Origin of the sequence: Streptomyces sp. NPDC047525 (assembly GCF_040643025.1) — a bacterium.
In the GTDB taxonomy this organism is placed as follows: Bacteria; Actinomycetota; Actinomycetes; order Streptomycetales; family Streptomycetaceae; genus Streptomyces; species Streptomyces durmitorensis.
On sequence record NZ_JBEYTL010000035.1, the window covers coordinates 31,166 to 43,101 of the forward strand.

10 protein-coding genes are annotated in these 11,936 nt (G+C 68.5%); 8 read left to right on the forward strand and 2 right to left on the reverse strand.

The window, feature by feature from the left end:
• The first annotated feature begins 766 nt into the window (after nucleotides 1–766).
• From ABZ833_RS44715 to ABZ833_RS44735, 5 genes are all read left to right on the forward strand, one after another.
• Nucleotides 767–1,735, forward strand: coding sequence for an NAD(P)-dependent alcohol dehydrogenase (locus ABZ833_RS44715; protein WP_361059597.1), 969 nt, complete (start codon nucleotides 767–769; stop codon nucleotides 1,733–1,735).
• Between the two features lie 429 nt (nucleotides 1,736–2,164).
• Nucleotides 2,165–2,374, forward strand: a complete 210-nt coding sequence (locus ABZ833_RS44720; protein ID WP_361059599.1) for a DUF6243 family protein — start codon at nucleotides 2,165–2,167, stop codon at nucleotides 2,372–2,374.
• 311 nt (nucleotides 2,375–2,685) lie between these two features.
• Nucleotides 2,686–3,288, forward strand: coding sequence for a sugar O-acetyltransferase (locus ABZ833_RS44725; RefSeq protein WP_361059602.1), 603 nt, complete (start codon nucleotides 2,686–2,688; stop codon nucleotides 3,286–3,288).
• Between the two features lie 486 nt (nucleotides 3,289–3,774).
• Nucleotides 3,775–4,455, forward strand: coding sequence for a snapalysin (gene snpA / locus ABZ833_RS44730; protein ID WP_361059605.1), 681 nt, complete (start codon nucleotides 3,775–3,777; stop codon nucleotides 4,453–4,455).
• Between the two features lie 804 nt (nucleotides 4,456–5,259).
• Nucleotides 5,260–5,883 (forward strand): hypothetical protein, encoded by a 624-nt coding sequence (locus ABZ833_RS44735; RefSeq protein ID WP_361059608.1) that lies wholly within the window; start codon nucleotides 5,260–5,262, stop codon nucleotides 5,881–5,883.
• Between the two features lie 588 nt (nucleotides 5,884–6,471).
• On the opposite strand, the gene ABZ833_RS44740 is transcribed toward ABZ833_RS44735, so the two are convergent.
• Nucleotides 6,472–6,654: a hypothetical protein gene (locus tag ABZ833_RS44740; protein ID WP_361059610.1), complete on the reverse strand. Its 183-nt coding sequence runs from the start codon at nucleotides 6,652–6,654 to the stop codon at nucleotides 6,472–6,474.
• A gap of 493 nt (nucleotides 6,655–7,147) precedes the next feature.
• On the opposite strand from ABZ833_RS44740, the gene ABZ833_RS44745 reads away from it, so the two are divergent.
• Both ABZ833_RS44745 and ABZ833_RS44750 read left to right on the forward strand, forming a co-directional pair.
• Entirely contained in the window at nucleotides 7,148–7,735 is a 588-nt protein-coding gene (locus ABZ833_RS44745) for a GrpB family protein (RefSeq protein WP_361059613.1), read from the forward strand.
• 134 nt (nucleotides 7,736–7,869) lie between these two features.
• Nucleotides 7,870–8,250: an FKBP-type peptidyl-prolyl cis-trans isomerase gene (locus tag ABZ833_RS44750; RefSeq protein ID WP_361059616.1), complete on the forward strand. Its 381-nt coding sequence runs from the start codon at nucleotides 7,870–7,872 to the stop codon at nucleotides 8,248–8,250.
• A gap of 330 nt (nucleotides 8,251–8,580) precedes the next feature.
• Here the strand turns inward: ABZ833_RS44750 and ABZ833_RS44755 are convergent, their stop codons facing one another.
• Nucleotides 8,581–11,103: a Helicase associated domain protein gene (locus ABZ833_RS44755; protein ID WP_361059618.1), complete on the reverse strand. Its 2,523-nt coding sequence runs from the start codon at nucleotides 11,101–11,103 to the stop codon at nucleotides 8,581–8,583.
• Nucleotides 11,104–11,359: 256 nt separating this feature from the next.
• Here ABZ833_RS44755 and ABZ833_RS44760 point away from each other — a divergent pair, with 256 nt between their 5' ends.
• Complete coding sequence (locus tag ABZ833_RS44760; RefSeq protein ID WP_361059621.1) at nucleotides 11,360–11,623, forward strand: DUF6199 family natural product biosynthesis protein; 264 nt, start codon at nucleotides 11,360–11,362, stop codon at nucleotides 11,621–11,623.
• Nucleotides 11,624–11,936 lie beyond the last annotated feature (313 nt).

The following is an 11,936-nucleotide window of genomic DNA, read 5'->3' on the forward strand; positions in this document are numbered from 1 at the left end:
TCCCGGCCCGGCCCGGCCTCGCCGTCACGGCCCAGGTCGCCCGACCGAATATGAGGCGCCTTCACGCTCGACCGTGAACGCGCTACGGAGCTCCGGTCCGTGCCGGTGGAGGCGATGGCACCGGAGTGCTACCTGTCGGGTGCCTTGGCATGGGTGCCGGCGCTCACGGTGACTTCGGCCGTTCTGCCGACCGGCAGGTGATCTGCGCCGGATGCCGCGCCAGTGCCGCCAGATGGCCTTGTGCTGTCGGGCCAGGGGGTGGTGGGGGATGGTCACATCGAGTGGCCTCGCCATGGAAGTCTCAACCTCAACCTCAGCGTCAGTGTGAGTCTTCGGGGCGCTGTGGACGCAAACTCACCGGCCTGTGGCGGGCTCTTGACGCCCTGAGATGAGGTGCTGAGCGGCCCGATGTCCACGGTCGAGGGCGGGTACCCCAGTGCCTTGGCCGGCAGATGCGCCGGCGGCTGACTGGAATCAGGCTGCCTGCCCCTGAAGTGCCCAACGCAGGGTCGGCCGCGTCCCGTAGCGCCACGCGGGGGCACGTCGGGTGGCGCGTGCGCAGGCTGGTCGGGTACCGCGCAGTGCACGAGCGCCGGTGCCGTGAGGCCGGCGGCACGGTCGCCAATGGCTAGGCCCATGCGTGGCAGCCGGTGGAGTTGGGCGGCGTGCGGGCGGCAGCGCAGGGAGGGCGGGGGGACTGGGAGGCTGGCCGGCAGTTCGAACTGGCGGGATGCTCAGGGGCAGCTGCTACCCGTCAGGGGGACTCATGAAGGCCATCGCCCAAGGCTCGTACGGCACCGCCGACGTCCTGGAACTACGCGACATCGACCGCCCCGTTCCCCATGACAACGAAGTGCTGATCCAGGTGCGCGCCGCCGGGGTGGATCCGAGCGTCCTACACCTTATGACGGGCAAGCCCTACATCGCCCGCCTCGCCCTGGGACTGCGCAAACCCAAGAACCCGGTTCGCGGCTGGGACGTCGCCGGAGTGGTCGAAACGGTCGGTGCGAAGGTGACGGGTTTCAGGCCGGGTGACGAGGTCTTCGGCAGCGGCGACGGCTCGCTGGCCGAGTACACCTGTGCCAGGGCGGACAAACTCGCACCCAAGCCCGGCAACCTCACCTTCGGACAAGCCGCGGCTCTCCCCGTGTCCGGCGTCACCGCCTGCCAGGCCCTCAGCGGCAAGGCGCGCCCGCAACCGGAGCAGAAGGTCCTGGTCATCGGCGCCTCCGGGGGCATCGGAACCTACGCCATCCAGCTCGCCGTCTCTTACGGAGCCGAGGTCACCGCCGTCTGCGGCCCCGGCAGGGCGGACTTCGTCCGGGCCCTGGGCGCCACCGACGTCATCGACTACACCAGCCAGGAGATCACCGACGGCAAGCACCGGTTCGACGTCATCCTCGACGCCGCCGGCAACCGCCCGCTGTCCCTGCTGCGCCGGGCACTGGCGCCCAGGGGCGTCCTGGTGATGGCCGGAGGTGAAGGTGGCGGTGACTGGGTGGGTGGCCTGGGCCGCCAGCTCCGCGGCTACGCGCTCTCACCGTTCCTCGGCCAGGTGCTGAGAAGCCTGATCGTGACTGTGCGCCACAAGGACCTGATGGCCCTCAAGAGGCTCGCCGAGGCAGGCACGATCACACCGGCCCTCGACTGCACTTACCCGCTCTCCGAAGCCGTCGCCGCGATCAAGCACCTGGAGACGGGCCATCCCCAGGGCAAGATCGTCGTGACCGTATGAGCTGAGGGTGATCGCGGCGAGAGCCGGTTCACAGGACATGCCGCGGTGCGGGGACGACGCAGAGCACACGAGAGGCCTTTTGCCCCGATGCTGCGGTAAGGCGGGCAAACTGCCCGTGCCGGCAGGTGACGCAGGGGCGGGGACAGCCCACATGACGGGCCCGGCCGCCCTCTGTGGCCAAGCACACCCACTCCATGCCCGGCCGAGGCGGCCCGGCCCCTGACGCTCGCCGCAGGCCCGGCCTGATGCCGGGAGGGCGGAAATTTGGTGTGCGGGGCCGAGGGAACCGGGTAACGTCATGGGCATGTTCTTCCAGGCGCTGATTTACGAGTGAGCGTGACGGGCCCCTGCTGACGCCCTCCGACGTCGCCGCGCCCGTCACCCCGCCGATGAATCCGTAGATCACTTCACACTAATCCGGGAGAACCCGTGAGCAAGAACATCAACAATCCTGTGGGTATGGGCGGCGGCAAGCGCAAGAGGCTGTCTCGCGCTGAGCGGCAGAACAACGGCCCGCACCGCAACCTCGACCGCCAGGGTGCCGCTGAGCAGAAGGCGGAGTTGGTGCGCAAGATGCGCGAGAAGACAGGCGCAGCCGAGGCAGCCGGGCAGGCGGGAGACGACAGCGCACAGAGCTGACGCAGCGCCGCCGCAGGGCGGCACCGCACGGGGCAGGGCCCGGACCGCGACACGCGGTCCGGGCCCTGCTGCCGTACCGGAGTCTGGTGCCGTCCCCCGCAGCACGTGCCGGACTGCGCTGGGGTACCGCTCGAGCACATGATCGTTCGGCAGCGGCAGACCCCACGCAGCCCGGGGCAGAGGGGACCACGGCCCGTGGTCCGAAAGGGATCACGCTCTCTTCGCGCTGTACGTAGGCTCTGGAGGCGCGCGGCCGGCCGGGGGCGCGCCGGGCCGGTGCCCGAGGGGTTGGAGGAGGGGAGCGTTCCGCTGTGACACGTGCTCAGGAGGACAAAGTCCTGGCCCGGATCGCCCAAGGGCTTGTCTACACCGAGTCGGAAGCGGCCTTCCAGGGCCCGCGGCGCCGCACCGAGCAGATCTTCGAGTACAACCACACACCGCCGAGCGAAACGGACAAGCGCCGCTCGCTGCTCGTGGCGATCTTCGGCTCGGTCGGTGAACGCACGGTGCTGCTGCCGCCGTTCCACGCCGGGTTCGGCAGCAACGTCCACATCGGCGACGACTTCTTCGGGAACGTGAACCTCACGCTCGTCGACGACGTGGACATCCGCATAGGCAACGGCGTCATGATCGCGCCCAGTGTGACGCTGACCACGACGGGACACCCGGTGCATCCCCAACGGCGTGCTGACTTCGGACGGTTCTCGGAACCGATCGTGATCGAGGACAAGGTGTGGATCGGCAGCAACGCGGTGGTCCTGCCCGGCGTCCGTATCGGATACGGGTCGGTCATCGGCGCCGGCAGCGTCGTCAGCCACAGCATTCCCCCGATGACCGTCGCGGTCGGCACCCCTTGCCGGGTGGTCCGCCCCATCACGGACGAGGACCTCACCACACGTTCCGCCGCCCAGTAGTGGCGGTCACCCGACTTCTGACGCCGGACCACACCACCCAGCATCCGCTGGGCGGATGGATGGTCCGGACGGGGGAGACCCTCGGCGGACGACCCGCATACGGTCCAGGGGCGGGCCGGCCCGGCACCAGCTCCTCGCCGTGCTCGCCGTGCTCGTGTCCGTCGCTCGGCTGGCGCTCCCGGCCTGGACAGGGATCGCCGCCCTCCTGAACCTCCGTGTGCGCGACATCCACCGGATCAGGCCTCGCCAACAGACGCAGAACCGGACACGTGATGCGGCAAGTCTCGTATGGCTTATACCAGTTGATGCTTTGCCGCTATCACTAAATGGCATCGGTACGAACGCGCCCCGCCGTCCCGATACTCGTCCCGACCAAAGGCCGCCCGTAGGCCCCTGGTCCCGGGACCCCGGGCATCCCCGTGCCTCAAAGGGTCCCGGCAGCCCTGGCCATCCAGGCCATCGGACATCCGGAAGGGACACACCCCCATGAACAGATCCCGCACCAGATTCCTCGCCATCCTCGGCGCCGCTGCCTTCGTCAGCTCGCTCGCCGCCGCCCCCTCGGCGTTAGCGGCGCCCGCGCCCGACGCCGCCAGCCCCGCCTCCACGAACGCCACGTCGGCGTACGCGGGCTCCGCCGAGGACCAGGTGGCCAACCGGCAGTTCTTCGACGCCGTCATGAAGTCGGCGCTGAAGAAGCAGGCAGCACAGCCGGGCATCCAGGTCGTCACCGTCCGCTACCGCACGAGCAGGGCGCCGAGCTTCCGCAGCCAGATAGCGCAGAGCACGCAGATCTGGAACTCCTCCGTCAGCAACGTGAAGCTCCAGGAGTCCAGCTCGGGCGCTGACTTCGAGTACCGCGAGGGCAACGACTCGCGCGGCTCGTACGCCTCCACCGACGGGCGCGGCCACGGCTACATCTTCCTGGACTACCGGCAAAACCAGCAGTACAACTCCACCCGGGTGACGGCCCACGAGACGGGGCACGTGCTCGGTCTGCCCGACCACTACTCGGGCCCGTGCAGCGAGCTGATGTCCGGCGGCGGCCCCGGCACCTCCTGCACCAACGCCTACCCGAACGCGCAGGAGCGCCAGCGCGTCAACAGTCTCTGGGCCAGGGGGATCGCCACCCTCCAGGACAAGGGCGAGCTGACCAAGATCCGCTGACCGAGCAGCACGCCGCCGGGCGCACTGTCACACACCGCGGACAGTCTCCGTGCCACCCCGGCCGTATGCGGCGCGCTCTTGTGTGCCACGGGTATTCACACCCCGGGGAAGACATCGTGCCGCCGCGGGGGAGGGGCGTTCAGCGGCTGTTTCCCGCCCACGACGGCTGCTGGACCAGCACCCGTCGTGGGCGGACTTCTCTCGGTCTTGCGCACTGCGACGCATGCAAGATGACCGTGGCCCGCACGGTTCCCAAGCCGTAGGTCGCTGAACGCCGGTGGGGCACAAGCGCTCCTGGCCGCTGTGCCCCACCGGCCCCACATGCGCCCGAAGAGAGCCCGAAGAGAGACAGTGGCCATGCCTGCCCGCCGTGGTGACCCGCACCTCGCCCCCGTCCTCCTGGTAGCACAGGCGCTCCGCAAGTAGTTGCCGGCCACCGACCGGGCGCAGCAGCCGCACCGCGTCCAGCATCCAGCACATCGGCCGGCCGGCGCTGACCCGGATCCACCTAACGCACGGCGCGGGACAGGACGACCGGCATCCCGAGCCAAGCTGCACCCTCCGTCCGGCCGTGCAGGCGCATCGCCGGCAGCACCCACGGACCCGCGTATCGCCGCCGCGAGGCACGCTTCCCGTACACCGTGACGGATGACCAGGCGATGGCCGCGGAACAGCCCCTTCACGCAGCCGAGCACGAACCGGCCCTACCCGCAGGTGGCCGTCGCATCAGCGAGCAACCTCAGCCGTGTGCGGGACCGCTGGGCTGGTCTGCACAGTGATGTGATCAACATAAAGTACCGTCTTATGTCTCACTCACAGAATCAGCGCAGGGCGCGTCGTGGCCGGCGTTTTGGGCTGATAGCCGTCGGCGCGGCCACGGCCTGCACCCTCACCGCGTGCTACCCCTCCACGAGCGGATCCTCCAAGGACGCCACCTCAACTGCCCCTGAGGCTCCCAAGAAGCTGCGGCTCGGTCAGCCGAGCCCGGAGCAGGAGATTTCCAGCTTCAAGAAGACCGCCCAGTTCGTGTTCACGCCGACGAAGGTCGTTGAGGGCAAGCCGGAGGATCTCGACGAACTCGATGAGCCCGACAAGTACGCGGGCAAGAAGGTCGTGTGGGTGTACGTCAACGCCCGCCATGCCGGAGGTGACACGCTCAAAGAGCCGCCCCCGGTGATGAGCGATGTCAACGTCGAGACCGCGGCGGGCCCGGGCACCAAGTTCATCCTCATCGGCGCTCTGAGCAGCACGCCGAAGGACTGCAACCTCCTCAACGGCGTCAAAGAACTCGGGACCCAAGACGTGTGGAAGAAGGGCGAGGAGCGCAACGTCTGCGACCCCTACCTCGTCCCCGAAGGATCCACGGTGGACCAGGTCACCTACTCCCAGGGGTACTACAAAGAGCCCCTCAAGTGGTCCGTGAAGTAGCACCGCCGGAGGGCGCGAACCGGCGCGGAGCCTGACCTCACTGGACCGGAGACGAACTCCTCACCTCTGTGGCCACCGGGGCGCAGCGGGCGGACGGGGCTGTTTCCTGTGCCTGCCTGTGCCTGTGCCTGCGTGTGCGTGTGCGTCGGTGCCGTGGGCCGTGCTGCGTCCCGCGCGGCGCGCACGGTGGGGGCTGCCTGCTGTCTGAATCAACGGCTGGCGCCCGTGCCGGCACCCCACAGGGCCGCGGTGCCTTTCGGCTCCCAGCCCCCGGGCCGCCCACCGGACAAGGACGGTCACAGACGGCCGGAGCCCTCGCATCCTGCAGCGGACACAAGGGCCCAGCATCGCGTCCTCTCCGCCGCGGCCCTGGGGCGCGCCTCCCTCTCGCTCTACGAGGGAGGACGAAGGGCGCCGGGGGAAACCCTGTGGAAGGGGAGCTATCGCGTCCCCGCGCCGTGCGGCCACCGCCGCTTTCCGACCACCGGCGGCGGCCGCGCCCACCACCGGCCACCTCACCCCCTCCGCACCGGCAGGAGAGAGCCCTTCTCCTGTGCAGCGCGCAGAAGATGGCAGGCAGGAGCCTGCTCACCGCCCGGCATCCGCCGGGCCGTCCGCGGCGAGGGCCGCGCGCAGCGCGCACAGACTGGCCAGGTCCGCGTCCCGCACGAACCGCTCCATCAAGACGCCGGCCCGCCAGCAGCTCACCTCACGGACCGCATCCACGATCTCCGCGATCACCGCGCCCTGTTCAGCCGACGAAGTCCGCATCAGGACACCTTCTCCAAGGGAGCACCAGAACCCGGAGGGACCCCACCCCCCCACTCGCCTCTCTCCGATGGACCGATTACCGGAATCGGCCCTGCCCGTTCGCCTGTTGGCGTGCACGGATCACGAACAGGACTGAGCTCGTCTTTCGACTCCCTGGCGCCGAAACGGTCCTCGAACCAGGCCGCTCACCAGGGTTTCGCCGGACGCTGAGGCGCCTCCGTCTGACTTACGTGCTCTGACCGCCGAGTTCCGATGACCTCGACGGCCTGGACAGCAACCTCATGGCCAGCAACGCGGCCACCTGACCCGGCTCCCGACGCAGCCGGCCACTGGTCGTAGCGGTTGGATCTGCGGCGGTGCAAGGATGACCACCAACCGCGCCGGGGCCGGAAAGCCACTGATTCACTGCCGAGAGCCCTGGCTTCATGGCCTCAGAGCGCAGACGGGAGCTCCCATGTCCGGACGGCCCGATGATGAAGTCCCGCGCATACCCATGACCACCGGGGAGATTGAGGCGGCCCACCTTGTCGCTCCGCCCAAGCTCAACGGCCAGGTCACGCTGCGGGAGTACGACCCGCGGTGGCCCGCGGTCTTCGAGCAGGAGGCCCTCCCCATGAGTGAGCGCCTCGGCCACATCGACCACCGGATCGAGCACGTCGGCTCCACCTCCGTGCCGGGCCTGCCCGCCAAGCCGGTCATCGACATACTCCTGACCGTCCCCGATCCCAGCGACGAGGCGTGCTACGTACCGGCCCTGGAAAACCTTGGCTTCACGCTCGTCATCCGAGAGCCCCAATGGTACGAGCACCGCGTTCTGCGCAAGTACCACCTCGCCCCAGGCGTCGAATCGGCCAACCTGCACGTCCTGCCCGAGGGCTGCCAGGAAGCCGTCCGTATGCTGCGCTTCCGCGACCGGCTGCGCACAGTCAGCAGCGAGCGCAAGCTATACGCCGACGCCAAACGGTCACTTTCCCTGCAGTCCTGGGAGTACATGCAGAACTACGCCGACGCCAAGTCCGAGGTCGTTGCCGCGATCCTGGAACGGGCGATGGCGGCTGAGAATTGTGGGCCGCACACGTAGGCGAGTCGGATTCGGCCTCAGGCATGACTCCAGGAGATCAGCGTTCACGACAGCATGATGATCTACCGCATAGAGTGCCCCTGCGCCTGGCTGGTCTGTATGAGGGCTTTGGGCGGCGAACGAATGAGGCTGCAATGAGTGAACTGACGAAGCCCGAGATCGACCTTCCCGAGGGTGAGGCTCCCACCGAACTGACCATCCGTGACCTCGTCGTCGGGGACGGGCTCGAGGCGAAGCCGGGCAGGGTTGTCCGAGTTCACTACGTCGGGCTCACCTTCGAGTCCGGAAAGGAATTCGACGCCTCGTGGGACCGGGACCAGACGTTCAAGTTCGCCGTGGGCGGTGGCAAGGTCATCAAGGGCTGGGACCGCGGTGTCAGAGGGATGAAGGCCGGCGGCCGGCGCGAGATCATCGTTCCGCCGCGCCTCGGCTACGGCAACCAGTCACCCTCGCCGTTGATCCCGGCGGGCTCGACACTCGTCTTCGTGGTGGACCTGCTCTCCGTCGCGGTCTGAGGCCTTCTGCTCCCCGGCCTCTCCGCCAGGAGCCAGGGCCGGGAAACACCTTGCTGGCCGACGCCCTACGCACAGATCGGCGACAGGGCGCTGCCGACCTCCACGTTCCGCATCGCCCCGTGCTCTGGCGCCAAAAAACTCCGAGTGACCCTTACCCCTACCGCGGGTTCGGCCTGGAGAGGGCTCACGAGAACAGGCTTCCGGTCAGCCTCACCGCCCAACCCGTGCTCGCCCCCGGCCAGGACTCATCCGCGGAAGAGGTCAAACTCAGTCGCGAGGTCAGAGTGGGCCAGGCAGGACTCCTGCCTGGCCCACTCCTGCACCTGCGCGTCACGTCCAGCTCATGCCGATCGCGGCCAGTTGTTCCATCCGCTCCGGGGTCAGCGTCGTGGCCCTGCTGCGTTGGTTGCTGATCCAGGATCCGAGCTTGAGCTCCCGCTCCTCCTGGTCCTCGCCGACGATCCATTCGACGTGCTTCCTGGGCACCTGTAGGTGTCCCTCACGTTCGTGGAACTGCCGGGCGGCGGTGAGATGCAGCGCCCATTTGTGCGCCTGGCTGGTCCGCGGTTTCGGTTTCTCGTTCTCGGTTGGGGGTGTGATGCCGAGGACGTGTTCGCACATCCACTGCTGCACGCCGGTGAGTTGATCCCACCCGAGCCGTACCGACGTCACCCACCGTCCGAGGTCCTCGCCCTGGCGTACGGCATCGACGCCGTGCGCCTCGGTGGGGAGGGTCTCGCCGGCGTCCAGGTGTTGCCGGACGAGGTGGAAGCACCGCTGCCATGTGACGGGCCATGCCGGGCACCAGGACGGGTCGATGTCCTCCAGCTGCTCGCGCCGTTCGTCCGACAGCGCCCCAGCGACCGATTCCACTGCCAGGCCCTGGGCGCGCCGTTGTTCGATCTCGGCAGCCCTCCGGGCGGCGGCCCGTGCGTTCTTCAGCCAGATGCCGACCTTCGCACCTTGGAAGGTGGCGTCCAGCGGTGCCAGGAGGTGGCCGTGTTCGCTCGCCCATCCGCGCGCGGCGGCAAGTCCCTCCTCCCACGCAACGTCGAAGTGGGACCAGATCATGCCGAGCTTCTCCAGCTGTTCGACACGGCCGGTGTCCATGTTGCCGCGGGCGTAGAAGCGGCGAGCGTCGGCGGTCCACTGCCCCAGCGGGAAGGACATGAGCGAGGTCGGCCACCCGGCAGCTTCGGCCTCCTCACCCTCCGGGACACGGAACGTGAACGGCACACGCAGGTCGCCGTGCTCGCGGGCGTAAATGACGGCGGCCTCCACCCCCCGCCGCCAGTGCTCGTGCTCCGGATTGAGGACCCGCAGGTTGATGAACGCCGCGAGGGCAGCTGGGTCGCGTGGCGTGGAGAACTTCAACAGGGCTTTGGCGGGGGCACTGACGGTCTCGGAGCCGCCGCTGCTCCCGCTCGCACTCTCCCCGTGCTCGTCCTTGCTGAGCGGCTTGTAGTGGCTTGGGGCCTGCTGTTCGGCGAGCTGCTCCACTACACGTGCGTCGTGCGCCCGGAGCGCTTCCAAGAGCTTGGCAAGCCCACCGAATGCCCGGGAGGTGAGCATGTTGTCCACCGTCTCGCCCGGTCCGAGCAGCACCGGCACCACGAGCGAGGCCGTCTTGCCCTCGCCTGGCTGCATCCGCAGCGCCCGGCCCACGGCCTGGACCAGGTCCGGCATTGAGCCGTGTACGTCCGCCCAGTACACGGAGTCGCAGTTTTTGGTGTCGACGCCCTCGCCCAGGACCTTCACCGAGCACAGGAAGCACTTCTCCACCACGGTGCCGTCCGTGGCGATCCCGGCCGCGAACTCCTCGAGCAGCCGGCGGCGGTGGAGCGGCTTGTGGTCCCCGCACAGCCAGTCGGCCCAGATCGTCCTTGGGTACAGCTCCGGGTCGCTGGCGTGCAGCTGCGCGGCGACATCGGTCAGGCCAGTCGCGAACGCCTCGGCTTCCTTGACGACGTGGTGGAAGACCAGCGTGCGTCGGAAGTTCTCCTCAGCGGACGCTTTCACCAGCGCGGTCTGCAGGGCGGCCAGCCGCACCCCGCGGACTTCGGCCGACCGGCCCTCCGCGCCCAGGAGCTGCGCGGCCTGGAGGGCGGTGTCGGTGACATCGACGCATACGACTTGGTAGGGGGCGCAGATTCCCCGGTCGATGGCTTCCGAGAGGGTCAGGGTGTACGCCCTGCCGCCGAAGGGCCCGGCGGGGTCGTCGTCCATGCTCGCGACCAGATCACCGGGTGCGCCGGCCTCGTCCTCATCCCCGAGCTGCCACAGCCGGGGCGTGGCGGTCATGTAGAGGCGGCGCAGGGAGGGGATCTTCTGGTTGTCGTGGACGACCGCCCACGGCTTCCCGATCCGCCCCGAGACCCGGTGGGCTTCGTCCACGACGATCAGGTCCCAGGCTCCCAGGCCCGCGGCGTGCGCCCGCTCCAGAGTGCCCAGACCGAGGCTGGCGTAGGTGGCGTACACGGTCACCTTGTCCAGGACCCTCGTCCACTCCACCAACTCGTCCACGTCCGTGGTGTTGGGGAAGCTCGCCTCCTCACCCCGCAGCGAGGACACCCCGATCATCGACCCCCGACGGCCCCCCTCACGCCACGCAGCCTCGGTCTGCGCCAGGAGGTCCAGCGAGGGCACGAGCACCAGCACACGGCCCGCGTGGAGCTCCTCCGCGCTACGGACCGCCACTCTCGTTTTCCCGGACCCGGTCGCCATGATCACCTGAGCCCGAAGCCCTCGCTCGGGCACGAGTGATCGTGCAGGCAATTCGAGGGCGCGCACGATCGCGTCGATGGCTTCTCGCTGGGCTGCCTCGCGTTGGTCAGCGCGGCCTGTGATGGACATGCTTCGCCTGCCTTCTGCTGGGGTGCGTCCGGTTCAAGAGGGGCCGTGAGGGTTGTGGCTGGACTGATGTGGCCGGCTGACTGCTCTGCCCGTCATGGTCATCGGTAAGGCTGTGGGCTGGATCTCGATAATCTTTCGGAGCGGGCCTGGTGGGTAGTATCTGATTCCAGAGTCTATCCGATACTTAGAATGAAGCACGCTACCCTGGTCTGAGCGACACTGTTTTCTGGGAAGCGGCCCGGGCACTCGGAGAAGCATGAATCGCGACGCAGTCATTCAAGCCGCTTCCGACGGCGACAGCAGTCCAGTCCTCATCCCGTTCCTGTGCCTCTTCCTGGTCATGGGGCTGGTTCAGGTCGTACGGCCTCAACTGCTTTGGAGGATGAACAGAAACTTGCAGAGAGGGTGGGTGAAGGATCCGGATGCGACCGAACCCACTGGCAAGGGGTATGCGATGACGCGAGTGAGCGGGGTGCTTGTCCTGGGATTCGCCATATGGATGCTGGCGCAGCAGATCTGACCGGAACTCACGAGCCGCCACCCCAGCCTCTTCTACTGCCGGGCCGTCAGGCCCGTGAACACCTCGCCCCAGTAGTCAGCTTGGCCCGCTTCAGCGGGCCTTGAGGGCCCTGGAGGCGAAGCCGGAAGGGCCGTTGGGTGGGGGAGCGGAGCGGACCCACTGGGCCGGAGCGCAGCGGAGGCCTCCACTCCGGGAGCGCAGCGGACGGAGTGTCACCCGCCTTGCGCAGCAAGGCGGGTGAGCGTGGGGCGCAGCCCCACGAGATCGGAGGAGCACACGTCAGTACTCCAGACACCACGAGAACAATCTAGTA

Excerpts from the sequence above, each read along its gene's own strand:
- ABZ833_RS44715 (WP_361059597.1), top strand. The coding sequence starts at position 767 with ATGAAGGCCATCGCCCAAGGCTCGTACGGCACCGCCGACGTCCTGGAA.
- snpA (WP_361059605.1), top strand. The coding sequence starts at position 3,775 with ATGAACAGATCCCGCACCAGATTCCTCGCCATCCTCGGCGCCGCTGCC.
- ABZ833_RS44735 (WP_361059608.1), top strand. The coding sequence starts at position 5,260 with ATGTCTCACTCACAGAATCAGCGCAGGGCGCGTCGTGGCCGGCGTTTT.
- ABZ833_RS44740 (WP_361059610.1), bottom strand. The coding sequence starts at position 6,654 with ATGCGGACTTCGTCGGCTGAACAGGGCGCGGTGATCGCGGAGATCGTG.
- ABZ833_RS44745 (WP_361059613.1), top strand. The coding sequence starts at position 7,148 with ATGACCACCGGGGAGATTGAGGCGGCCCACCTTGTCGCTCCGCCCAAG.
- ABZ833_RS44750 (WP_361059616.1), top strand. The coding sequence starts at position 7,870 with ATGAGTGAACTGACGAAGCCCGAGATCGACCTTCCCGAGGGTGAGGCT.
- ABZ833_RS44755 (WP_361059618.1), bottom strand. The coding sequence starts at position 11,103 with ATGTCCATCACAGGCCGCGCTGACCAACGCGAGGCAGCCCAGCGAGAA.
- ABZ833_RS44760 (WP_361059621.1), top strand. The coding sequence starts at position 11,360 with ATGAATCGCGACGCAGTCATTCAAGCCGCTTCCGACGGCGACAGCAGT.